At 58.2% G+C, this 23200-nt stretch carries 20 protein-coding genes; 18 read left to right on the forward strand and 2 right to left on the reverse strand.

Features of this window, described 5'->3' with window-relative positions:
- On the forward strand, positions 1-246 hold a 246-nt coding region (locus BQ17_RS22910), incomplete at its 5' end, for a hypothetical protein (protein WP_218068332.1).
- A 65-nt stretch (positions 247-311) separates the two neighbouring features.
- Here the strand turns inward: BQ17_RS22910 and kdsA are convergent.
- Positions 312-1172, reverse strand: a complete 861-nt coding sequence (kdsA, locus tag BQ17_RS17140) for a 3-deoxy-8-phosphooctulonate synthase (protein ID WP_218068333.1) — start codon at positions 1170-1172, stop codon at positions 312-314.
- The gene (gene pyrG, locus BQ17_RS17145; RefSeq protein ID WP_176722495.1) at positions 1169-2809 is read right to left on the reverse strand and encodes a CTP synthase; all 1641 of its coding nucleotides are present in this window, start codon (positions 2807-2809) and stop codon (positions 1169-1171) included. Before pyrG ends, kdsA begins: the two co-directional genes overlap by 4 nt.
- Before the next feature lie 316 nt (positions 2810-3125).
- Between pyrG and BQ17_RS17150 the strand changes: the two genes are divergently transcribed.
- The 17 genes from BQ17_RS17150 to lhgD all read left to right on the forward strand — a co-directional run bounded on the left by BQ17_RS17150 (position 3126) and on the right by lhgD (position 23154).
- Positions 3126-3530, forward strand: coding sequence for a sulfur globule family protein (locus tag BQ17_RS17150; protein WP_089729157.1), 405 nt, complete (start codon positions 3126-3128; stop codon positions 3528-3530).
- 151 nt (positions 3531-3681) lie between these two features.
- Complete coding sequence (locus BQ17_RS17155; protein ID WP_089729159.1) at positions 3682-4275, forward strand: peptidylprolyl isomerase; 594 nt, start codon at positions 3682-3684, stop codon at positions 4273-4275.
- 14 nt (positions 4276-4289) lie between these two features.
- Positions 4290-4778 carry a peptidylprolyl isomerase gene (locus tag BQ17_RS17160; protein ID WP_089729161.1) on the forward strand — a complete coding sequence of 163 codons (489 nt, stop codon included), beginning with the start codon at positions 4290-4292 and terminating at the stop codon, positions 4776-4778.
- A gap of 295 nt (positions 4779-5073) precedes the next feature.
- Positions 5074-7281, forward strand: coding sequence for an LPS-assembly protein LptD (locus BQ17_RS17165; RefSeq protein ID WP_176722496.1), 2208 nt, complete (start codon positions 5074-5076; stop codon positions 7279-7281).
- 95 nt (positions 7282-7376) lie between these two features.
- Positions 7377-8735 (forward strand): peptidylprolyl isomerase, encoded by a 1359-nt coding sequence (locus BQ17_RS17170; protein WP_256091659.1) that lies wholly within the window; start codon positions 7377-7379, stop codon positions 8733-8735.
- Between the two features lie 226 nt (positions 8736-8961).
- Positions 8962-9357 (forward strand): type VI secretion system amidase effector protein Tae4, encoded by a 396-nt coding sequence (locus BQ17_RS24400; protein WP_207787526.1) that lies wholly within the window; start codon positions 8962-8964, stop codon positions 9355-9357.
- On the forward strand, positions 9357-9848 hold the full coding sequence (locus tag BQ17_RS21060; RefSeq protein ID WP_133512413.1) for a hypothetical protein: 492 nt from the start codon (positions 9357-9359) through the stop codon (positions 9846-9848). Before BQ17_RS24400 ends, BQ17_RS21060 begins: the two co-directional genes overlap by 1 nt.
- Before the next feature lie 239 nt (positions 9849-10087).
- Complete coding sequence (gene argH, locus BQ17_RS17180) at positions 10088-11485, forward strand: argininosuccinate lyase (protein ID WP_089729167.1); 1398 nt, start codon at positions 10088-10090, stop codon at positions 11483-11485.
- Between the two features lie 619 nt (positions 11486-12104).
- Positions 12105-12593: a L,D-transpeptidase gene (locus tag BQ17_RS17185; protein WP_089729169.1), complete on the forward strand. Its 489-nt coding sequence runs from the start codon at positions 12105-12107 to the stop codon at positions 12591-12593.
- A 223-nt stretch (positions 12594-12816) separates the two neighbouring features.
- A complete protein-coding gene (hrcA, locus tag BQ17_RS17190; RefSeq protein WP_089729171.1) occupies positions 12817-13869 on the forward strand; it encodes a heat-inducible transcriptional repressor HrcA in 1053 nt (350 codons plus the stop codon).
- Between the two features lie 1153 nt (positions 13870-15022).
- Complete coding sequence (gene grpE, locus BQ17_RS17195) at positions 15023-15694, forward strand: nucleotide exchange factor GrpE (protein ID WP_089729173.1); 672 nt, start codon at positions 15023-15025, stop codon at positions 15692-15694.
- An 81-nt stretch (positions 15695-15775) separates the two neighbouring features.
- The gene (gene dnaK / locus BQ17_RS17200) at positions 15776-17725 is read left to right on the forward strand and encodes a molecular chaperone DnaK (protein WP_089729175.1); all 1950 of its coding nucleotides are present in this window, start codon (positions 15776-15778) and stop codon (positions 17723-17725) included.
- 319 nt (positions 17726-18044) lie between these two features.
- Positions 18045-19178: a molecular chaperone DnaJ gene (gene dnaJ / locus BQ17_RS17205; protein ID WP_089729177.1), complete on the forward strand. Its 1134-nt coding sequence runs from the start codon at positions 18045-18047 to the stop codon at positions 19176-19178.
- 760 nt (positions 19179-19938) lie between these two features.
- Positions 19939-20664: a nucleotidyltransferase family protein gene (locus tag BQ17_RS17210; protein WP_089729179.1), complete on the forward strand. Its 726-nt coding sequence runs from the start codon at positions 19939-19941 to the stop codon at positions 20662-20664.
- Positions 20665-20680: 16 nt separating this feature from the next.
- The gene (locus tag BQ17_RS24405; protein WP_141699345.1) at positions 20681-20998 is read left to right on the forward strand and encodes an SIS domain-containing protein; all 318 of its coding nucleotides are present in this window, start codon (positions 20681-20683) and stop codon (positions 20996-20998) included.
- 5 nt (positions 20999-21003) lie between these two features.
- A complete protein-coding gene (locus BQ17_RS17215; RefSeq protein WP_089729180.1) occupies positions 21004-21942 on the forward strand; it encodes an NAD-dependent epimerase/dehydratase family protein in 939 nt (312 codons plus the stop codon).
- 9 nt (positions 21943-21951) lie between these two features.
- Positions 21952-23154, forward strand: a complete 1203-nt coding sequence (gene lhgD / locus BQ17_RS17220; protein ID WP_089729182.1) for an L-2-hydroxyglutarate dehydrogenase — start codon at positions 21952-21954, stop codon at positions 23152-23154.
- Positions 23155-23200 lie beyond the last annotated feature (46 nt).

A 23200-nucleotide genomic window follows, 5' to 3' on the forward strand; every position in this document is an offset into this window, starting at 1 on the left:
ATCCGGCGGGTGACGGCGCGCCCACCGCCGCGGCAATCGCAGCGCTTGGCGCACGCGCCTGACCCGCCCTACGGGCTCGTATGCCGGAAGAAGCTGGGGTTCCGTACCTCACCCCAGCCTGCAACCCTCCGCGGCGCGGAGCTTCCGCGTTCCCACGCAGCGCGTGGGAACGAGAGAATCAAGCAAATCGGTCGCAATCGATTCGCCACCAGCGACGGTTCTCGGTCCATTTCATTGCTTCAATGACTTTAGTACGCGAAGCGTACCATAGTTGAAACTATGGACTTTCAGTCCATAGTGGTTGATTGCGTTCATTCGCGTTCATTTGCGGACCCTAAAAGTTCGTCCTCGGGAAAACCACGGGATTTGACTACCCGATCCAGCTCCATCAAGGTCTCCAGCAATTCTCGCATGCGGCCCAGGGGCCAGGAATTGGGGCCATCGCTCAGGGCTTCCTCGGGTCGGGGGTGGGTCTCCATGAACAGCCCCGAGACCCCGGCGGCGACCGCGGCGCGTGCCAGCACCGGCACCATTTCCCGCTGACCGCCGGAGCTGTCTCCCCGGCCTCCGGGCAGCTGGACGGAATGGGTGGCGTCGAACACCACCGGACAGCCGGTAGCACGCAGCAGGGCCAGGGCCCGCATGTCCGCGACCAGGTTGTTGTAACCGAAGGAGACGCCGCGCTCGCAGACCATGATCGTCCCATTTCCGGTGGAACGCGCCTTCTCGACCACCAGCTGCATATCCCAGGGGGCTAGGAACTGCCCCTTCTTGATGTTGACAGGTCGTCCCTGAGCGGCCACCGCCCGGATGAAGTCGGTCTGGCGGCACAGGAAGGCCGGGGTCTGGAGCACATCCACCACCGCGGCTACCTCATTCAGCGGCGTGTCCTGGTGGACGTCCGTCAACACGCGCACCCCGATCCGGTCGCGCACGTCGGCGAGAATCCGCAGGCCCGCCTCCATTCCAGGTCCACGGAAGCTATTCAGGGACGAGCGGTTGGCCTTGTCGAAGGAGGCCTTATAGATAAAGGGGATGCCGAGCGCGTCGGTGAGCGCTTTGAGCGCCCCGGCGCTCTCCTGCACCAAGCCCACGCCTTCGATGACACAGGGGCCGGCGATCAGGAACAGGGGGCGGTCGAGCCCCACCTCATAATCGAGTAGCCGCATCATGTCGCCTTCTCCGCTGCCTCGTGCCGCCCGAGCGCGGCCGCGATGAAGCCCTGGAAGAGGGCATGGCCGTCCCGGGGGGTGGAGGTGAACTCGGGGTGGAACTGGGAGGCGATGAACCAGGGGTGATCCGGGATCTCCACGATCTCCACCAGCTTGCCGTCCAGAGACCAGCCCGAGAAGCGCATCCCGGCGTCCATCATGCGGTCCAGATAGCGATTGTTGAATTCATAGCGATGCCGATGGCGCTCGCGGATCTGGGGCCGGCCATAGACCTTACGGGCCAGGCTGCCGGGCTCCAACCGACAGTTCTGTCCCCCTAAGCGCATGGTACCGCCCAGGTCGGTATCCGCGTCGCGTTGCTCGATATGACCGTCCGCCTCCTGCCATTCGGTAATCAGGGCGATGACCGGGTGCGGTGTCGCGGGATCGAGCTCGGTACTGTGCGCCCCCGCCAGACCGGCCAGGTTGCGCGCATACTCGATGACCGCCACCTGCATCCCCAGGCAGATGCCGAGATAGGGCACTAGGTTCTCCCGGGCATAGCGCGCCGCCGCGATCTTGCCCTCGACCCCCCGTTCACCGAAGCCTCCAGGGACCAACACTGCGTCGAGACCCTGTAGACATCCGGTGCCCTCGTCCTGGATCCGCTCCGAATCCAGATAGACGATCTTTACCTTGGTGCGGGTGTGGACGCCGGCATGGGCCAGGGCCTCGGAAAGGGATTTATAGGCCTCGGTGAGGTGGGTGTACTTGCCCACCATGCCTACCGTCACCGCGTGCTCGGGCCGGTCGAAGCCCTGGAGCACCCGCTCCCATTCGCGCATGTCCGCCGCCGGTGCCGTGAGCCCGAACTGCCCCACCACCAGGTCGTCGAGCCCCTGGGCGTGCAGCAGGAAGGGGATGCGGTAGATGTTGTCCGCGTCCACGGCGGAGATGACCGCCGCCTCCGGGACATTGGTAAAGAGCGCGATCTTCTTGCGCTCCGCCTCCGGCAGATAGCGTTCGGCACGGCACAGCAGGATGTCCGGTTGAATGCCAATGGAGCGCAGCTCTTTGACCGAGTGCTGGGTGGGCTTGGTCTTGATCTCCCCGGAGGTCTTGATGTAGGGGACCAGGGTCAGGTGCATGAAGAGGGCGTTCTCGCGCCCCATCTCTACCCGCAGCTGGCGGATCGCCTCCAGGAAGGGTAGCGACTCGATATCCCCCACCGTGCCTCCGATCTCTACCATGGCGATATCCGCCCCGTCTGCCCCCAGGCGGATGCTGCGCATGATCTCGTCGGTGATGTGGGGGATCACCTGCACCGTCCCGCCCAGGTAATCGCCGCGCCGTTCCTTTCTGATGACGCTGTCGTAAATCTGGCCGGTGGTAAAGTTGTTGTTGCGCCCCATGCGGGTGCGCAGAAATCGCTCGTAGTGCCCGAGATCCAGATCGGTCTCCGCACCGTCGTCAGTCACATAGACCTCGCCGTGCTGAAATGGGCTCATGGTGCCGGGATCCACGTTGATATAGGGATCCAGCTTGATCATGGTCACCAGTAATCCGCGCGCCTCCAGCAGGGCCGCCAGGGATGCGGACGCAATGCCCTTGCCCAGCGACGACACCACACCACCCGTAATGAAGATGCATTTGGTCATACCGACAAGGCGTCGAGGATTGAAGAAGAACCGGCCCGGATACCGCTGACAAACTAACAAATTCCCTTGAGTGCCTCAATTCTAAGAAGCTGTTTGGTTAAATGTAGAGAGATGCGCCATGCCCGAAATCGGGATCGGGATCGAAATCGGTTGCGCTAGCGGGCCGATCGCAATTTCCCATCTGCCGCTGGTTGGCTTACACTTGCACTGCGTCATTCGACGCGATCTTCCAATCACCATGCCGTTACCTCCATGAGGTCTGTGGTCGCGGTTTCCGCGGAAGATACTCCTCTGTCTCGATCAGGAGCGACAGACTATGCAAAAACTTTCCAAGATCCTGGGCGTTGTCGCCATTGCCGGCGTCGCCGCTTTCTCCATGAGCTCCGCCCAGGCCTGGTGGGGTGGTGGCGGCCCCTGGGGTGGTGGGCCCGGCTGGGGTGGCTGGCCCGGCTCCGGCTATAACGACAACAACTGGTGGAACGACATGTTCGGCGATGGTTACGGCGATTTCAGCATGAACATGAGCGGCGGCGGCCGCGGCTCGGGCCGCGGCTACAACCGTTATCGCGATCGGTACGGTTACGGACCCTACGGCTGGGGTGGCCCATACGGCGGCTGGGGCGGTTACCCGGGCTATGGCGGTTGGGGTGCCCCTTACGGCACCCCTTTTGCCACCCCCACCCCTCCGACGGCCCCTACCCCCGGTAAGACGAAGAAGTAAAGGACGCAGCTGATTCTAAGGTTACCGGTAGTTCTGTAGGTCGGGTTAGGCGCGTGTTCCGGTGTATCGGTTGAGCCGATGAATCCGGACGCGCCATAGCCCGACATGTCGAGACACGATCGATCAACAACCAGGCCGGAGGAACCCTACCATGTGCCGACTACTCGCAGCTGCCGCCACCCTGTTCATCCTGCTCGGCGCCGCCCCCGCGGCCTTGGCGGACAACCCCAAGCTACGGATTGAAACTAGTAAGGGGCCCATCACCGTCGAGCTCTATCCCGACCAGGCCCCGGCGACCGTAGCAAATTTCCTGGAGTATGTGGACGCGGGTTTCTACACCGGGACTGTCTTCCATCGGGTCATCAAAGGCTTCATGATCCAGGGCGGCGGGTTCGACAAGGAGATGCGGAAAAAGGCTACCCGTGCTCCCATCAAGAATGAGGCGGATAACGGATTGAAAAACAAACGCGGCACCCTCGCCATGGCCCGTACCATGGAGCCCCACTCGGCTACTGCCCAGTTCTTCATCAACCACAAGGACAACGCCTTTCTGGATCACAAGTCCAAGGATCGACGGGGCTGGGGCTACGCGGTCTTCGGCAAGGTAACCGACGGCATGGAGGTGGTGGACGAGATCGCTGCCACTCCCACCGGAGCCTTCTCGAAAGACGGGAAAGATGTGTTCTCGAAAGATGTGCCGAAGGATGGCGTCGTCATCGAAAAGATCACGCGCTTGGACGGCTGACCCGGAACGACCCGATGATCAAGCTGACTACCAACCACGGCGATATCCTCATCGAGCTGGAACCGGATAAGGCCCCCCTTACCTGCGACAACTTCGAACGTTATGTCCGCGAAGGCCATTTCGACGCCACCCTCTTCCACCGGGTGATCGATGGATTCATGATCCAGGGTGGGGGCATGACGACCGACTTCACGGAGAAGGCCACCCACACGCCGATCCGAAACGAGGCCAAGAACGGGCTCAAGAACCTCACCGGCACCGTCGCCATGGCCCGTACCATGGAGCCCCACTCGGCAAGCGCTCAGTTCTTCATCAACGTGTCCGACAACGCCTTTCTGGACTATCCGGGCCAGGACGGTTGGGGCTACTGCGTCTTCGGCCGGGTGACCGCCGGTATGGAGGTAGTGAACACCATCAAGGGCATCAAGACCGGCTCCCGGCACGGCCACCAGGACGTGCCGATGCAGGATGTAATCATCGAGAAGGCGGAGATCGTCGATTGAGGAAAAACTACGAATCACGCGAATCCACGCGAAAATTGATTCGCGCTGATTCGCGTGATTCGTAGTTTTAAACGATAGCATGTCTTTTTGTCATCCCAATCCTGCCTGCTGCGTCGGGATCTTTCTGTTGCTGGCAACCGCTTGTGCCGTTTGTGCCGGCGAGGGTCGGAGCTGCGGTGCGGGAGCGGGTGGTGTTGATCGGCGCTGCGTGGGTCAAGGTCGAGAAGGGCCTCCCACACTGGCGCAACCCCCGGTCCGCACATCCACTGCAATGCCCCCGGAGGCGGCCACTGGCGTGTCCACTCAGGCGACCGTCGATACCGATCTCCTCCATGAGGGCCTGGATTGGGAGTATTGCGGTCTCCGCCCGGTCAGGCTTGGGCCGGCAGTGCGCCCGCCGCCACCGACCGCAGAGGACCCCTTGTCCTTGAGCGCCGATGCCTTCGATTATGATCAGGAGAGTGATCTGCTGTGGCTGAGAGGGGACGTCCGAGGGGTCCAAGGCAACCGATTCGTCGCGGCGGACGGGGTTGTTTACGACCACAACACCTCGGACCTGGTGGCTAAGGGGAGCATCTTTCTCGCCGACCCAGGGGTCCGGCTCATCGCCGACGGGGCACGGATGAACCTGGCATCGGACCAAGGTAGCCTCTCCGATGTCTACTACCGATTCACGGGGAAGCTCAATGCCCGCGGCAACGCCGACCAGGCAGAGCTGGTTGACCCGACCCTGACCCGGTATCGAAATATCGTCTATTCCGCCTGCCGACCGGGACAGCGGGCCTGGTCCCTGGATGCCGCCGAATTGGAGCTGAATCAGGCCAAAGGATGGGGCGTGGCACGCCACGCCACGCTACGGGTACGTGGCCTGCCGGTTTTCTACTCCCCGTATCTATCGTTTCCGATCGATAAGCGGCGCAAGAGCGGCTTCCTGGTGCCGACGTTCGGTAGCTCGGACCGCAACGGTATCGATGTCACCGTGCCCTACTATTGGAATATCGCCCCCCATATGGACGCAACCTTCTTTATGCGCCATATGACCAAACGTGGCCCGATGCTCGAGACCGAATTCAGGTACCTGTCGCCCCACCAGAGGGTGCGACTCTCCGGCGAGCTCCTGCCCCGGGACAACCAGCGCGACAGCCGAGACACGCGCTGGGCGTTACGGATCGAGCAGGCGGGTGCTTTCGGTCCACGCTGGTCGACTGCCCTGGATTACAGAGCCGTCTCCGACGACCAATATCTCGAGGATTTCAGTGCCCAGCTGGAGCAAACCAGTGCGCGCAACCTCGAGCGCCGGGGCGATTTAAGCTATTCCGGCGACGGCTGGTACCTGCTCACCCGGCTGCAAGAATTCCAAACCCTGGATGAAACCCTTGGGCCCGAGTCCAAACCCTATGCACGATTGCCCCAGCTGGTCTTTGGGATAAATCCGCGCAATCGGGTTGGCCCCGGAATCGAGCTGGGCGTCAGCGGCGAGTACGACTACTTCCATCACGATACGATCATGCATGGGCACCGCACCGCCCTCCAGCCCTTCGCCCGTTGGCCACTGCGCAGGCGCTACGGACATCTGATCCCGCAGCTGAATCTCCATCTGGCCGGATACGACCTTAAGGACCGGCAACCGGACAAGGATGCACGTCCCTCCTATGCGATCCCGAGCTTCAACCTGGATGCGGAGCTGGTGTTCGAGCGTGCGGTAAAGTGGTTTGGTCGGGAATCGCTGCAGACGCTCGAGCCCCGGGTCTTTTATCTCCACACTCCCTTCACGGAGCAGGCAGATCTCCCCGTTTTTGACACCGCCGAACAGAGCTTCAGCTACGACAGTCTGTTCCGACTGAATCGGTTCACGGGATGGGACCGCGTCGGCGATGCGAACCAGGTTACCCTCGGCCTTACATCACGAACCCTCGCCAGGGACTCGGGGCAGGAGCTGCTGCGGGCCAGCATCGGCCAAATCCTGTACGCTCGCGACCGGGACGTGCAGGTCTCCGGTCCGCCCGAAGAGGGGGGCAGGTCCCCGATTGCGGGGCTTCTGAGCGCCCGACTCCTGCAGAACTGGACCGGTCGCGCGAGCTTCGAATATGACTCGGACCAGGAGACCGATCGCTTGCGAAAGCAGACCCTGGAGCTACGCTACCAGACACCAGACAATCGGCTGCTCAACCTGGCCTATCGGTTTGATCTCGGCACCGGCGAGGAGAAGCTATACGAGAATACCGACCTGTCGTTCAGTCTACCGGTCAATCGAGGGTTCCAACTCGTCGGTCGCTGGCACTACTCTTTGCTCGACAGCCAGACGGTGGAGGCCTTCGCCGGCCTCGAGTACGGTCAGTGCTGCTGGCGGGTACGGCTGCTGGGCCATCATCTGAAGAACGAGCCGGACAGCGCCGGCACCAACAGTGTCATGCTCCAGGTAGAGCTGGCGGGGCTCGGCTCGATCGGACAACAGGTGGACAAATTCTTCGAGCGCAGTATCTATGGTTATTCCATACACTAAGTACGGATGCTCCCAATTACCGATAGTGTTGAGCGAGCAGATATTCACGGAAGGATTATCCGCAAATCAACGCAAGCGGCAAAAAAATGATTCCTGTGTTACCGGTACTTCGGTGCTGCCGTACTCGGGGCACCAGTGGGCAGGGCCTACCGATCCGGGCCCTATTCGTCATCTTGATCTGCTCCCTCGTCCCCGCCGATGCCCTGTGGGGGGTCGAGGAGCTGGACTCTATCGTGGCGGTGGTCAACGACGATGTCATCGTCGCCAGTGAGCTTGAGCACCAGATAGTCCTAGCGATCCCTGCGATCCGGGACCGGGGGATGACGCTCCCGCCGCGTCCGGACCTGGAGCGTCAAGTCCTCGAACGCATGATCCTCGGACGCCTCCAACTCCAGAAGGCCAAGGACTTAGGCATCGTGATCGATGACGCCGTGCTGACCGAGACCATCACCAATATCGCCGCCCGTCACGGCATGAAGCTGGAGGAGCTGCGCGCTACCCTCGAGTCCGAGGGCGTGCACTACGAGGACTTTGCCGCGGATACGCGCCTCAAACTGATTACGACCCGCCTCCAGACCCACGAGGTCGTCACGAATATCAGGGTCACGGATCAAGAGATCGATCGTTTTCTAAAACGGGAATCCGGCCGCCTGATCAAGCGTAGCGATGTGAGGCTTTCGCACATCCTGGTCGCGGTCTCCGAAAATGCCCCCACCGTAGCGGTCAGGAAGGCCGAGGCCAAGGCCAAAGACCTGGTCAAGCGCCTACGCGGCGGCGCCGATTTCGCACAGCTGGCGATCCGTTTCTCCGATGGACGGCGGGCCTTGGAAGGCGGCGATCTCGGCTGGTTCCCGCTGGGCCAGGTCCCAACGTTGGCACAGAAGGCGGCCCGCTCGCTGACCAAGGGGGAATGCACCGAGCCGTTACGCAGTCCAAGCGGTTATCACATCATCAAACTGGCCGATTTCAAGGGTTCGGGCCCTAAGATCGTCAACCAGATCAACGCCCGCCACATCCTCATCCGCACCAACGAGGTGGTGTCCGACGACGACGCCAGGAATCACCTGGAGCAGCTGCAGATCCGCATCCTGGGCGGCGACGATTTCGCCACCCTTGCCCGTTCCCACTCCGACGACACAGGTTCTGCGCTCAAAGGCGGTAATCTGGGTTGGCTCGGCCCGGGAGATACGGTACCCGAGTTCGAAAAGGCAATGAGCACCCTGGCGCCGAATCAAGTGAGTGCGCCATTCAAGAGCAGCTTCGGTTGGCACATCGTCCAGGTCATCGAGCGCCGCACCCAGGACACCACGGACGAGGCCATGCGGTTGAAAGCCCGCGAGGTGATTCGGGAGCGTAAAGCCGATACGGCGATCGAGCTGTGGTTACGCCGGCTGCGCGATGAAGCCTTCGTGGAGATTCGGCTTCCGAGTGCCGAAGAAGAGAAGTCGCGGTAGAGATCCCCACGAGAGATTTGGCCGCAAATTAACGCCAATGAACGCAAATGGATCAAGAGCTATCGATAATGGCGAGCCAACTTGACCGACCTGCGGTGATTCGCGTTCATTTGCGGCAAAAAAGAATTCCTATTGTCGAACCACAAGCGCCGCATCGAGAGAACATAATTGTACCCGAATAGTTACTTTTTTCGATGTTCAATACATTTTAATTGAGAGGAATATCATGGTCCTTTCATTTCAATCATTATGGACTAACTACCCAAAACTATTACGACCATGTGATGGGCCTTGGCAAAACCAATGTGCAATACGGTTCTCGATTGCACTGGAAAAGACGGGGTTCGGTTTGGCCGGCTATAAGCATCCTGTTTGCAAACATGGTCATGCCCGAGGGGCGGACGGCCTTGCCAACTATCTGTGGAGGAATGTTCGGCCACCACGGCTTGTTACAAACAAGCAGAGCAGCATTACGAACAAGAAAGGAATTGTTTTCTTCGAAAACCTGAAAGGATTTCGAGGTGGACGAGGTGATCACATCGATCTTTGGAATAAAGGGATTACCAAAACCGGAGATTATTTTGGAGCCTGTCAAAAGGTATGGTTTTGGGAGTTGTTATAATGGCCCGCGGAATATTTGCACTTTTTGCATGTTTCCTTGTTTTGATCTGCTGGGGAAACGATCATGAAATTCCCTACGATCAGGAGACTGACCGAACGCAAAACGGAATGCCTGAAAAGAAAATCGTGGTTGGCGATTTCGAGCTCACTATATCGCGCTCGGATGATAAGTGCATAGTACACTATAAGGGTGAAGCTAAAATCGGAGCTATAAAAACCAATATGACATCTCCCTGTGTTTTTGCTGTTGGCCGAGATGGGAATGTTCATTCAGAGAAAACCAAATGGGGATGGAGTCTGATTCTTGTCAGCTCCGAACAGAGTACAAACGAAGGGGATTGTATTACCCGACTTCAAGGGATACTCGTAGGGAAAGGACAAGTTCTGTCTTCTCCTGTCCAACAGACGGTTGCCCTCTGTGGTCACGGACCATGGGATCAAAAATCATATCTTGTTTTTGCCGCACAGACAGCACATTTTCATGATCTGTGAAAAACATCTGCAGAAGATTCGGAAACGGGGTACGAGATTGTGATGATTGTCGGGGCACCTTTTTTCTTAGCTGCAAATAAGCACAAATGCACGCAGATAGATCGAGAACCCTTGATGACAGCGAATCGATTTCTGGCGATTTGCGTTGATTCGCGTTCATTTGCGGCAAAAAATGATTCCCATGCTATCGGTACTCCGGTGCTATTGCACCAGCCTAGCATGCTTCCCTCCACGCCGCGATGAATAATGAACCCGGCTCTGACAAGCCTTGGGCCGGACGCTTCCATGAGCCCACGGATGCCTTTGTGGAGGCCTTTACCGCGTCGGTGGGTTTCGACCACCGGCTCTACCGCTACGACATCGAAGGCTCCATCGCCCATGCCACCATGCTGGCTCGCCAGGGCATCCTGACCGCAGAAGAACGCGACCTCATCGTCGACGGCCTGATCCGCATCCGCGAGCGCATCGAAGCCGGTGGATTCGAGTGGTCGATCCCCCTCGAGGACGTACACATGAATATCGAGGCGGCGCTCACCCGGGACATCGGTGACACCGGCAAGAAGCTGCATACCGGGCGCTCGCGTAACGATCAGGTGGCGACGGACGTACGGCTCTACCTGCGCGCCGAGATCGACACCATCCGCGTCGAGATCGGGCGCCTGCAGGGTGCGATCCTGGAGCTGGCCGAACGCGAGGTCGAATCGGTGATGCCCGGCTTCACCCATCTGCAGGTCGCCCAACCCATCACCTTCGGCCACCATCTCATGGCCTGGTTCGAAATGCTGCAGCGCGACCGTGAGCGTCTCGCGGATTGCCGCCGGCGGGTCGATATCCTGCCCCTGGGGGCGGCCGCCCTGGCCGGCACCACCTACCCCATCGATCGCCACTATACGGCGGAGCTGCTGGGGTTCGCACACCCGGCGGAGAATTCCCTGGACGCCGTCTCGGACCGAGACTTTATCGTCGAGTTCAGCGCCGCCGCCGCGATCCTGATGATGCACCTGTCGCGCTTCTCCGAGGAACTCATCCTCTGGTCCTCCGCCCAGTTCGGCTTCGTCGAGCTCTCAGACGCCTTCTGCACCGGCTCGTCCATCATGCCCCAGAAGAAGAATCCGGACGTGCCCGAGCTAGTGCGCGGCAAGGCGGGGCGCATTTTCGGGCACCTGATGGGATTGCTGACCCTGATGAAGGGCCAGCCGTTGGCCTACAACAAGGACAACCAGGAAGACAAAGAACCCCTGTTCGACACGGTTGACAACCTTAAGGGCTCGCTGAAGGTGTTCACGGATATGATGGGGGCGCTGCGGTGCAATTCGGAACGCATGCGCGCGGCGGCGCGTCAGGGCTTTGCCACCGCTACCGACCTGGCGGATTATCTAGTGCGCAAGGGTATTCCCTTCCGTGATGCCCACGCGATCGTCGGCCAGGCGGTGGCCCTGGGTATCCGGGAGGGCAAAGACCTCTCTGAGCTGTCCCTGGAGCAGCTGCGGCAGTTTTCCCCGGATATCGCCGAGGACGTCTTCGCGGTGCTGACCCTGGATGGCTCGGTAGCCGCCCGGAACCACATCGGTGGTACCGCCCCGATCCAGGTGCGCGCAGCCATCGCGCGGGCCCGGGAGCGCATGGCGGATGACTGAGCAGCTGTTTGGTTAAAACGGATCCTGATTCTCTCCGCGGCGCGGAGCAACCAGGTTCCCACGCAGCGCGTGGGAACGAGAAAAAATTGGACTTGTACCAGAACGAACCGCACCGAAGAACCACGGATGGACACGGATAAACACAGATCACAATCCGTGTTGGCTCTTTATGGATTCCGGACTGTTCACGCTCATGGAAGGTACTACCGGACGTTTTGGAGTGCGGCGGCAACTTCACCCCGATGCTTACTGGAACCGACAGCGCAAGGCATAAGCAGGGGGTCGGCCAAGTGGCACGATCCTGCCGCCGCTTTGGATTTGGCGATGCATCCGTCTCCAACACAGGTGTTGCGGCCAGGGGAAAGCGCCGTCGCCGCGGCGCGCGTAGAGTTCAGAGCCCAGATTCCCGGCCAACGTGGTTGCTATTCCCCGTCGCTGAGGTTCGATTCGGTCGCGCCGCTTTGCCGGCGCACTCCAAAGCAGTCCGGAATCCATAAAGAGCCTCCGTGTTTATCCGTGTCCATCCGTGGTTCTAATGCAGTACAGTAAAACCCCTAATACCATTTGTTGCTTCTGACCGGACAGCTGCTCAGACGATTGCAGACTGGCTCTTTGAAAAATGCCCCTTATCACCAGGCGCATCCTGATCGATCTTGCCACTCAGAGCCTGGCGCTCCGGGAGGGGGAGCGGGTGCTCGGGCGGTATCGGGTCTCTACCGCCCGCAATGGCCCCGGCGAGCAGCGGGACAGCGGTTGCACGCCCCGCGGGTTGCACCGGGTGCGCATCCGCATCGGGGCCAACTGTCCGGAGGGGACGGTGTTTGTGGGGCGACGGGCAACGGGCGAGATCTATGGCTCGGAGCTAGCAGGGCAATATCCCGGACGGGATTGGGTCCTGACCCGCATCCTCTGGCTCACCGGGTTGGAGTCCGGGCGCAATCGCGGCGGGTGCGTGGATACTTTGCGTCGCTACATCTATATCCATGGTTGCCCGGACACGGAACCCATGGGAGTGCCTTGCTCCCATGGTTGCATTCGCGTGCGCAATCGGGATCTGATCGAGCTCTTTGATCTGGTCCCGGTAGGGACCCTGGTGGAGATGCGCTAGTACATCTGCGTACAAATTGGGTAGTGCTCAATATATAGTGATCGTGCAATTATCCCATCGAAGAAGAGAGAGGTTCAGCAAGAAGTTCACCACTACCCATTAAGCACTACCCAAAGTTGACAGCCTTACGTGCAAACCCTACATTGCCCTGTTAGCACTCGTATAAATCGAGTGCTAACCTGCTCGCTGTGGTCGAGCTTCGATTTCCCGCGAGAGGGTCTTGATGACGAGTACTGCCGGCGGTGACAACCAGGTTAGCGAGCGCGCCCAGCATTTTCTAAAGGTCCTGATTGAACGCTATATCCGGGATGGTCAGCCCGTGGGCTCCCGGACCCTGTCGAAGGAAACGGGCCTGGAGCTGAGCCCGGCGACGGTGCGCAATGTGATGGCGGATCTGGAGGAGATGGGGCTGGTGTCCTCGCCCCATATCTCCTCCGGGCGGGTGCCTACGGACTTGGGTTACCGGCTCTTTATCGATTCCCTGCTTACCGTCAAGCGATTGGCCGAACAGGAAGTGGCCGCGATGCGTCGCCAGCTGAACGACCTCGGCGATGCCTCCACGCTGATCGAGCGCGCCTCCCAGCTGCTTTCCGGCGTAACCCGTCTCGCCGGGGTGGTCATGATGCCGCGCCACGAGCACGGTGCCTTCCGCCAGATCGAGTTTTTGTCCTTGTCCGGGGGTCGGGTGCTGGCGATTCTGGTGACCAGCGAAGGCGAAGTCCACAACCGGGTTGTCAATACGGATCGCAGCTATTTACCGGCAGAGCTCGAGCAGGCGGCAAACTGTTTGAACGCCATGTTCACCGGCCAGGATCTGCATGCGGTGCGTAGGCGCCTGGTGGCAGACATGAAGACCACCCGTGAGCATATGGACCGGGTCATGTTGCAGGCGGTAGAGATGGCACAAGGGGTGGTGGAAGCCGCCGAGGGCACCGACGATTGCTTTATCGCCGGGCAGACCAACCTGATGGAATTCAACGAGCTGGCGAGCGTGGAACGGCTCAAACAGCTCTTCGACGCCTTTACGGAGAAGAGTCAGATCCTGCATCTGCTCGATCGCTGCATCGCGGCCGAGGGGGTGCAGATCTTCGTCGGCGAGGAGTCCGGCTATCAGTTGCTGGACGACTGTAGCCTGGTTACGGCGCCATATGGTAGCGACGATCAGGTGATCGGCGTGCTGGGGGTGATCGGGCCGACGCGAATGAATTATCCGCGGGTCATTCCTCTTGTGGACATGACCGCGCGTCTGTTGACGGCGGCCTTGAAACAACAATAGCGTACCCGATTTCTGAGGTGACCGAAAGTCGCTAGGGTGTGTTGACATTTAACCTAGGGTCTACGCTCAACCAACTGTTGGGCGGTCTCTTGACGTAACTCGCGATGGAAAATAAGAGTTCTAAGCCTAATAGCTGGTGGACTACGCTTCCAGGCGTGCTTACGGCTGTGGCTGGGCTAGTTACCGCAGTTACCGGTCTTCTAGTCGCAGTCGACAGACTGGTCGAAACAAAAAGTGATCCGATTGCTGCGCAGAAACCACAGCAGGTTCAGTGGATTCTAGATAATGACGGTCACGGCACAGCTGGAATGTGCTTGGGACAGTGGGTACTTGATACGCAGCGATTAGCACGAGGTCCTATTTGCAGGTATGACTCGCTTTTCATTCCTTGGCGTGACCTCAGAACCGATTTGGAAAAGAATATCCTCCGAGAGGTCGGCCGCGTACCAAACGCTGCAAATCTTCGGTTAGCGGCTGGCCCTCAGGGCCAACTCAACTGGATCATGCAAGTCATTGACTCCCATGGAAAGGAGGTTGCTCACATCTGGATTGGCAGCAATCCGTTAAACCGTTGGGAATTTGACGGGCTAATACGTATTGGAGCTCCTACTGAACCTCCAGACGTCTGGGAAACATTCCGTCGATTTTCCGACGGAAGTTATAAGCGTTTCTAACTATCTGTAACGTGAATCCGTGAGATAAAATCCGGGATTTCGGTTAACTCTATGATTTTACTTGGATTTTAAAAGATTGGCTATTTCACCTGCTGGGTGAGTCCAAAAATGAATGAATTTTTCCATTATCCTGTTGTTTTATAAGGGGATTATTCTATAAGCGGTTCATTTAGTTCACGGAACCAGGTGTAATATACCAGCCCGAATCGCCCAACAACTGGCTCAGCGCCGACCCAATACCGCGCTCCGAACTTATCATTAAAACATAAGTCCGTGCCAGCGCGGTATTGGGCCAGCTAGCCAAAACGTTGGAAAGCCAGGTAAGTCGGGATCGCAATCGGAATCCCGATTTCGATTCTGATCCCGATGTCGGGTATGACGCATTCCAAACTACCTGGCTGATGTGGTTCGCTAAATGTCAACGGCCCCTAGGCGCTGGATCCGGCGCCGGGTCCGGGAACCAGTGGGGAGATTCACAGATGGTAGCGGAGCGAGAGACAGACAAGCCGGAACAGGAGCCGGAAGGGCAGGACGAATCGGCGCAGGACACGGCAGAGACGACAGAGACGACAGAGACGACAGAGGTGACGGAGGGCGTAGTGGCAGCGGAAGCCGAAGAGACAGCGATAGCGGCGGATGACGCCGACCCGGCCGAGGATGCTACGCCGGAGCGTCTGACCGCCCTGCTGGAGGACGCACGGGCCAAGGCAGACGAAAATTGGGACCAGTTGTTGCGGGTCCGCGCCGAGATGGAAAACCTGAAACGGCGTCAGGCCAACGAGCTGGAGAAGGCGCACAAGTTCGCCCTCGACGGCTTCGTGCGCGAGCTGCTGCAGGTACGCGACAGCTTGGAGCTCGGCCACACCGCAGCCTTGGACGAGCACGCGGACCTTGCCAAGCTCCGCGAGGGCACGGAGCTGACCCTCAAGCTGCTCGCGGACGTGATGGGCAAATTCGGCGTCGAGCAGATCGACCCGAAGGACGAGCCCTTCGACCCCGCGTATCACCAGGCCATGACCATACAGCCCACGCAAGATGCGGCCCCTAACACAGTGGTCACGGTGATCCAGAAAGGCTATCTGCTCAATGGCCGGCTGGTGCGACCGGCCATGGTGATTGTCGCGGCGGCCCCGGCATCGGAACAGGCTTGAAAACCACAGGGTTTTACCCCAACTGAGTCGGCAGAGAAGGCGCGTCGAGCGACGAGAACTCAACTTGGAGATAAGAGCATCATGGGCAAAATCATCGGCATTGACCTGGGTACGACCAACTCCTGCGTCGCCGTCATGGAGGGGGATAAGGTCAAAGTCATCGAGAACGCGGAAGGCGACCGCACTACCCCTTCCATCGTTGCCTTCAGCAACGACGATGAGGTCCTGGTCGGCCAATCCGCAAAGCGGCAAGCGGTTACCAATCCGCAGAATACCCTGTTCGCGATCAAGCGACTGATCGGCCGGCGGTTCGATGACCAGGTGGTGGGGAAGGACAAGGATATGGTCCCCTATCAAATCGTCAGGGCAGACAACGGCGACGCCTGGGTCGAGGCCAATGGCAAGAAGATGGCCCCGCCGGAGATCTCCGCCAAGGTCCTCCAGAAGATGAAGAAGACCGCTGAGGACTATCTGGGGGGTGAGGTCAAGGAGGCCGTCATCACCGTGCCCGCCTACTTCAATGACTCCCAGCGGCAAGCGACCAAGGATGCCGGCCGGATTGCGGGCCTGGATGTCAAGCGCATCATCAACGAGCCTACCGCCGCCTCCCTGGCCTACGGTATGGATAAGCAGCGGGGCGATCAAAAGCTCGCGGTCTATGATCTGGGCGGGGGTACCTTCGATATCTCCATCATCGAGATCGCCGAGATCGAAGGCGAGCACCAGTTCGAGGTGCTCTCGACCAACGGGGATACCTTCCTCGGGGGCGAGGACTTCGACCTGCGCATCATCGACTTCCTGGTGGCCGAATTCAAACGCGATCAAACCGTTGACCTGCGCAATGATCCCTTGGCCCTGCAGCGTCTCAAAGAGGCCGCCGAGAAGGCCAAGATCGAGCTCAGCTCCAGCCACCAGACCGACATCAATCTGCCCTACATCACGGCCGATGCGGCCGGACCCAAGCACTTGAACGTCAAGCTCACCCGGGCCAAGTTCGAGTCGCTGGTGGAGGATTTGGTGGGGCGCACCATCGAGCCCTGCCGGGTCGCCCTCAAGGATGCCGGCGTAACCGCGGGTGACATCGACGAGGTGATCCTGGTGGGCGGCCAGACCCGGATGCCCAAGGTCCAGGAGCAAGTGGAGGCCTTTTTCGGCAAGGCGCCGCGCAAGGACGTCAACCCCGACGAAGCGGTGGCCATCGGCGCTGCCATTCAAGGCGGCGTACTCGGCGGCGAGGTCAAAGACGTTCTGCTGCTCGACGTGACCCCATTGAATTTGGGGATTGAGACCCTGGGCGGGGTGATGACCAAGCTCATCGAGAAGAACACCACCATCCCCACCTCGGCCCAACAGATCTTCTCCACCGCCGACGATAATCAGACCGCGGTGACGGTGCACGTGCTGCAGGGACAACGCGAGCGGGCAGCCGACAACAAGTCGTTGGGTCGATTCGACCTGACCGATATCCCCCCCGCCCCCCGCGGGGTACCCCAGATCGAGGTCAAATTCGACATCGATGCCAACGGCATCCTCAATGTCTCGGCCAAGGACAAGGCCACGGGCAAGAAGCAGTCCATCGTCATCAAGGCCTCATCCGGCCTCGCGGACGACGAGATCGAGCGGATGGTCAAGGACGCCGAGGCCCACGCGGAAGACGACCGCAGATTCCATGAGCTGGTGGCGGCCCGGAACCAGGCGGATACCATGATCCACGCCACCCGCAAGTCCATGGAGCAGCTCGGGGACAAGCTGGAGTCCGACGAGAAGGCCTCCATCGAGTCCGCCATCAAAGACCTGGAAGAGACCATGAAGGGCGAGGACAAGGACGCCATCGACAGCAAAATCAAGACCCTGGGCGAGGCCTCCGCCAAGATGGCCGAGCGTCTCTATGCCCAGCAGCAGGGCGGGGCGCCCGGCGGCGCGGCGGGACCTGATATGGGTCCCAAGGCCGGTGGGGACGAGACCGGCGGTAATCAGGACGACGTGGTGGACGCCGAGTTCGAAGAGGTCAAGGACGACAAAAGTAAGTGATCAGTAGTCAGAAGCCGTCTGGTTAAAACGGATCCAGACCCGCAGGCCGCGCGGGGGGTCATGTGGGTGTAGGTTGCGTTAAGACGCTGGCATGACCTAAGCAGACAATCAACGCGCCTTGGTGCGTCGAACGCAACACGTCGAATCCTCCGACAACGCCGAATCATTCAGGATTGCTTTTAACCAGACAGCTTCTCAGTGATCAGTGGACAGGGGCGCATGGGTGCCTTACCCATGCGCCGTTTTTGCTTGGATGCTCCATTGATCCTGAGGTTTGATATCTGCCCGCCGTCCACTGCCCACTGCCCACTCTGGAGCCATGTCCAAACGCGATTACTACGAGGTGCTCGGTGTCAGCCGCAACGCCAGCGACTCCGACCTGAAGAAGGCCTACCGGCGCCTCGCCATGAAGTACCACCCGGACCGTAATCCCGGGGCGGAAGCGGAACGTAGGTTCAAGGAGGCCAAGGAGGCCTATGAGGTCCTGAACGACCCCAAGAAGCGCTCGGCCTACGATCAATTCGGCCATGCCGGGGTGGAGACGAGCGGCGGATTCGGTGGGGCAGGGGATTTCGGTGGCGGCAGCTTCTCCGATATTTTCGGTGACGTGTTCGGGGACATCTTCGGCAGTGGGGGCCGGAGTAGGGGCCGGCGCGTGCATCGGGGCGCCGATTTACGCTACGATCTCTCCCTGACCCTGGAAGAGGCGGTAGCGGGAAAGGAAATCAAGATCCGCGTCCCCACCTTGGCGGAGTGCCAGTTCTGTGGGGGCAGCGGTGCCAAACCGGGGACCTCCGCCAAGACCTGCCCGACCTGCGGCGGCGGCGGCCAGATACGGATGCAACAGGGCTTCTTCTCGGTACAGCAGACCTGTCCCCAGTGTCGCGGCCAAGGCACTGTCATCGAGGAGCATTGTAGCTACTGCCGGGGTGAGGGCCGGGTCCAGGAGCAGAAGACCCTCTCGGTGAAGGTCCCGGCGGGCGTCGATACCGGTGATCGCATCCGGTTGTCCGGCGAAGGCGAGCCGGGGGAGCAGGGTGGACCGCCCGGGGACCTTTACGTTCAGATTCTGGTCAAAGAGCACCCTATCTTCACGCGCGAGGACAATCACCTGTTCTGCGAGGTACCCATCGGCTTCGTCACCGCGGCCCTCGGCGGTGAGCTGCAAGTGCCGACCCTGAACGGAAAGGTCATGCTCAAGATCCCCGCCGGGACCCAGACCGGAAAGATGTTTCGGATGCGCGGCAAGGGCGTGAAGCCGGTGCGCGGCGGCATTATCGGTGACCTCATCTGCCGCGTGGTCGTCGAGACGCCGGTCAACCTGACCGAGCGCCAAAAGGAGCTGCTGCGCGAGCTCGACGAAGCAGTTCAGGCCGGGGGCAGTAAACACAGCCCTCACGCCACCTCCTGGCTCGACGGCGTCAAGAGCTTCTTCGAGAAGATGGGGTTTTGACATGCTTTGAGTTTTGCCCTTTGGGCCAGTAAACTCACCTCGCCTTTTTGGGAATCTTGAAAAATTCAGTTTTTTCAGCCTCTTTGTTAGTTGAATTTAGGCAAGAAACGGCTAATTCCTAATAAGCCTTTATAATAAGCTCCTGCTCTTTCTCCGTATAGGGCTCTCGGGGTTCAAGTACGCCGTAGGCGCCACAGGTTTTACAATGATATTGCAGGTTGCCGCATACATTTATGTTATTTTTGGTCAGCACTTTGCTGTGACATTTGCGGCACGTATGTACTTTCTTTTCAATAATCATCACTCAAAACCCTTTTGTTAAGTGGAGCTTGGCGGGCTTGATCTTTCGCGGATAAGACCGGTCTGGTCGAACGGCTTCGACGCTCGCCGCCATCGCCAACACTAACGCAGTGAGCAGCTGCCGCGAGGAGATGTCAGGTTCCGTGTGGTTATATACCAAACAAGAGTTATCCTTTGCTGCAAGCAAGAGCGGTGTTAGAGCTGCTCGTCAGGCATGATCACGCGGCTAGCGTTTGCCACGGTAACCTCCACGAATACTGATATTTTGCTGATGGATGAGGTAATTGGCACCGGTGAACCGCATTTATAGACAAGGCCGAAAAACGGCTAAGCGACTTAGCTGAGGTTCTCGTGCTTGCATCCCCTAACGAGGCCATGATCCGAAAATTTTGTAACAAGGCATTCTGTGAGATATAAAGTTCGAGCTGTATAACGAACGCATCGCTGCGGGAACGGACGAATGACTAAGCACACCCCGACCGAAGCCATCATTCTAGCAGGTGGCCTGGGAACGCGTCTCCGCACGGTTGTTAGCGATGTTCCAAAGCCAATGGCACCCGTACGAGGACGTCCATTTCTGGAATACCTGATGGACTACTGGATCGAACAGGGCATTCAACGATTTATATTGTCGGTTGGATACCTCGCGGAGACTATCGAGAGCCATTTTGGCCATTGGTACCATGGGTGCAACATAGATTATGTTCCGGAAAAGACGCCACTTGGTACCGGTGGAGGGCTCCGGCAAGTGTTGCTAAAGACCCACTGGCAAAACCCACAGGTCATCCTTGCTAATGGTGATACATGGTACGAGGTCAACCTACCACAACTGGTGACCGATGCCATGTTCGCCAAAAAGCCAGTGACGATTGCCCTTAAGCCAATGCAGAGAAATGATCGCTATGGCGGTGTTGGCGTCGATGATCATGGTCACATTACCCAATTTGGCCTCAAAGCCAGCACACGCTGTCTGGTCAACGGGGGCTATTACCTGCTTGATACCGAAGCGGTGACCGGCCAGCTTCGGAACTTTCCGGATAAATTTTCACTGGAGCAGGACTTTCTCGCAGCTATGGCCAAAGGAGGAAATGTAGCGGCCAGCATTCAGGATGTCACCTTTCTTGATATTGGTATTCCCGAAGACTACGCATTAGTCCCGCGAATATTGAAAAAGAAAAGGACATGAGTTACGCCCAGACCCTATCGCGGAACATTGCAGACTCCATTTTTCACGTCAGTTAGCTGGAAAAACTCAGCGGAACGACGCTTTTCTGGGAATCACCACTTCCGGAAAATCGAGCAACATCCTTAAAGCGTTGGACCAGTGCCGCTCATCAGGCGTGAAAAGCATCGTTTTCGCAGGACAAGGCGGAGGTCCGGCAAAAGCAACGGCCGACTACTGTATCGTCGCGCCGGGTACTAGGACCAGCGTAATACAAGAACTCCACATTATCCTCGCACATACCCTGTGTGAATGCGTGGAAGAGGCCCTTTTTCAACATCAAACGAAAAAAGAGTGAAGTAGATGTCCTACAACATTCTTGTTACCGGCGGTGCCGGCTACCTGGGCTCGACCATGGTGCCCGATCTGCTCGCTGCTGGTCATAAGGTCACAGTGCTTGATAACTTCATGTTCAAGCAGACCAGCCTGAACCACTGCGCATATCACCCACATTTTTCAGTAGTTAAAGGGGATATCCGGGTTAAAGAGACCATGGTATCACTCATGAAAGATGCTGATGTCATCATTCCCCTTGCTGCTCTGGTAGGTGCACCACTGTGCAGCCTAGACCCGGTTGGTGCTACGACCGTCAATCACGATGCCATTACACTAATGCTCAAACTCCTCTCCAAGGAGCAAATCGTACTCATGCCCACGACCAATAGCGCCTACGGTACCGGGGATGAGAACAACTACTGCAACGAAGAGTCACCATTGCGACCCCTCTCTCAATACGCCATCGAGAAGGTGGAGATTGAAAAGCAACTAATGGACCACCCCAATGCCATCAGCTTCCGGCTGGCTACCGTTTTTGGCATGTCGCCCCGCATGCGTATCGACCTACTCGTTAATGACTTTACCTATCGTGCAGTTTACGACCGCTTTGTGGTGCTTTTCGAAAGCCATTTCAAGCGTAACTACATCCATGTGCGCGATGTTTCCCGTGTTTTTCGGCATGCGTTGAACAACTACGACACCATGAAAGGCGAAATATACAATGTTGGCCTTTCCAATGCCAATGTCTCCAAAAAAGAGCTCTGCGAACAGATTCAGAAGCAGTTGCCGGAGTTCATCTTTGTTGAGGAGAAGATCGGAAAAGATCCGGACCAGCGCAACTACATTGTCTCGAACGATAAGATAGAGGCAACCGGATTCAAGCCCGAGTTCTCGCTCGACCGCGGCATAAGCGAGTTGATCAAGGGATATACCATGATCCGCAACGCGCGCTACGGTAACGTCTGATACCGGTAGATGGCACAGAACTTCGACTTCGTCATTATCGGGGCAGGCATCGTTGGCCTAACCGTGGCGGCAGAGTTGCGCAAGCGACAACCTGCCGCCCGGGTTGCCGTGTTAGAGAAAGAGTCTGATCCAGGCGCACATGCCAGCGGCCGCAACAGCGGTGTTATGCATAGTGGTATCTACTATGGAAGCGATACGCTGAAGGCAAAAGTGTGCGCAACTGGCGGTCGGCGAATGGTAGAGTTCGCTCGGGCAGAAGGTATAGCAGTTAACCCGTCCGGAAAAGTCATCTTGGCTACATCGGAAAAGCAATTGCCGACTATTGAAAGATTGATGCGAAATGCAAGGGAGAATGAAATCCCGGCTGAACGGATCGACCAGCAGCAATTGAAAGCGCTTGAACCCTTTGCAGCTCCGGGAGCAGCAGCGATCTATTGCCCTACTACGGCTGTGATTGACTCCTCAGCGATTCTGTTCAGGCTGAAAGAGAAACTTGAACATCAAGGAGTCAGATTTCTATTCGGTTGTAAAGCAAGAGGACCGTTGCAACGGTCTAAACTGAATACCACACAGGGCGATGTCGGTTATGGCTTTCTATTCAATTGTGCAGGCGCCTATGCGGATACCATTGCCAAACAGTTTGGACTCGCACAGGAATTTGCCCTGGTCCCCTTCAAAGGTATCTATTGGAAGCTGAGTCTGGCTGCCAATCATAAGGTAAGAGCCAATATTTACCCGGTGCCGGATATCGATATGCCATTCCTGGGGGTTCATCTCACAAGAGTCATTAGCGGAGATGTCTACGTAGGACCAACCGCCATCCCCGCCTTTGGCCGTGAAAACTATGGTTGGTTACAGGGTATCAACTTGGCGGAGTCGCTGGACATCGGCTACCAAATTGCCGGAATGTACCTCAATAACGAGGACAACTTCCGCAAACTGGTTCATGCCGAAATGAGTAAATATTGGAAGCGAAACTTCCTAAATGCCGCGCGTAAACTCGTGCCATCGCTCTTAGCGAAGGAGATGGTGCCTACAAAGAAGGCAGGCATCCGACCACAGCTGGTTAATACCAAAACAAGTAGATTGGAGATGGACTACATCTTGACAACTACCGATGACTCGCTCCACGTGCTGAATGCCATATCTCCCGCCTTTACCAGCGCTTTTGCATTTGCAGAGGTGATCGTAGACAGGGCGCAGATTCATTAGAGATTAGAGGGGGAATGTTTTTCTCAATTCGTACACAAGGCGCCGA

It is taken from the genome of Candidatus Thiosymbion oneisti, from assembly GCF_900092655.1.
GTDB classification, from domain to species: Bacteria; Pseudomonadota; Gammaproteobacteria; order Chromatiales; family Chromatiaceae; genus Thiosymbion; species Thiosymbion oneisti.

Bases quoted from the DNA above. Each gene is read 5' to 3' on its own strand.
- BQ17_RS21060 (WP_133512413.1), top strand. From the start codon at position 9,357: ATGGCCCGCGGAATATTTGCACTTTTTGCATGTTTCCTTGTTTTGATC.
- dnaJ (WP_089729177.1), top strand. From the start codon at position 18,045: ATGTCCAAACGCGATTACTACGAGGTGCTCGGTGTCAGCCGCAACGCC.
- lhgD (WP_089729182.1), top strand. From the start codon at position 21,952: ATGGCACAGAACTTCGACTTCGTCATTATCGGGGCAGGCATCGTTGGC.
- dnaK (WP_089729175.1), top strand. From the start codon at position 15,776: ATGGGCAAAATCATCGGCATTGACCTGGGTACGACCAACTCCTGCGTC.
- argH (WP_089729167.1), top strand. From the start codon at position 10,088: ATGAATAATGAACCCGGCTCTGACAAGCCTTGGGCCGGACGCTTCCAT.
- kdsA (WP_218068333.1), bottom strand. From the start codon at position 1,172: ATGATGCGGCTACTCGATTATGAGGTGGGGCTCGACCGCCCCCTGTTC.
- BQ17_RS17185 (WP_089729169.1), top strand. From the start codon at position 12,105: ATGCCCCTTATCACCAGGCGCATCCTGATCGATCTTGCCACTCAGAGC.
- hrcA (WP_089729171.1), top strand. From the start codon at position 12,817: ATGACGAGTACTGCCGGCGGTGACAACCAGGTTAGCGAGCGCGCCCAG.
- BQ17_RS17210 (WP_089729179.1), top strand. From the start codon at position 19,939: ATGACTAAGCACACCCCGACCGAAGCCATCATTCTAGCAGGTGGCCTG.
- BQ17_RS17160 (WP_089729161.1), top strand. From the start codon at position 4,290: ATGATCAAGCTGACTACCAACCACGGCGATATCCTCATCGAGCTGGAA.
- BQ17_RS17155 (WP_089729159.1), top strand. From the start codon at position 3,682: ATGTGCCGACTACTCGCAGCTGCCGCCACCCTGTTCATCCTGCTCGGC.
- grpE (WP_089729173.1), top strand. From the start codon at position 15,023: ATGGTAGCGGAGCGAGAGACAGACAAGCCGGAACAGGAGCCGGAAGGG.
- BQ17_RS17150 (WP_089729157.1), top strand. From the start codon at position 3,126: ATGCAAAAACTTTCCAAGATCCTGGGCGTTGTCGCCATTGCCGGCGTC.
- BQ17_RS17215 (WP_089729180.1), top strand. From the start codon at position 21,004: ATGTCCTACAACATTCTTGTTACCGGCGGTGCCGGCTACCTGGGCTCG.
- BQ17_RS24400 (WP_207787526.1), top strand. From the start codon at position 8,962: ATGGTCCTTTCATTTCAATCATTATGGACTAACTACCCAAAACTATTA.
- pyrG (WP_176722495.1), bottom strand. From the start codon at position 2,809: ATGACCAAATGCATCTTCATTACGGGTGGTGTGGTGTCGTCGCTGGGC.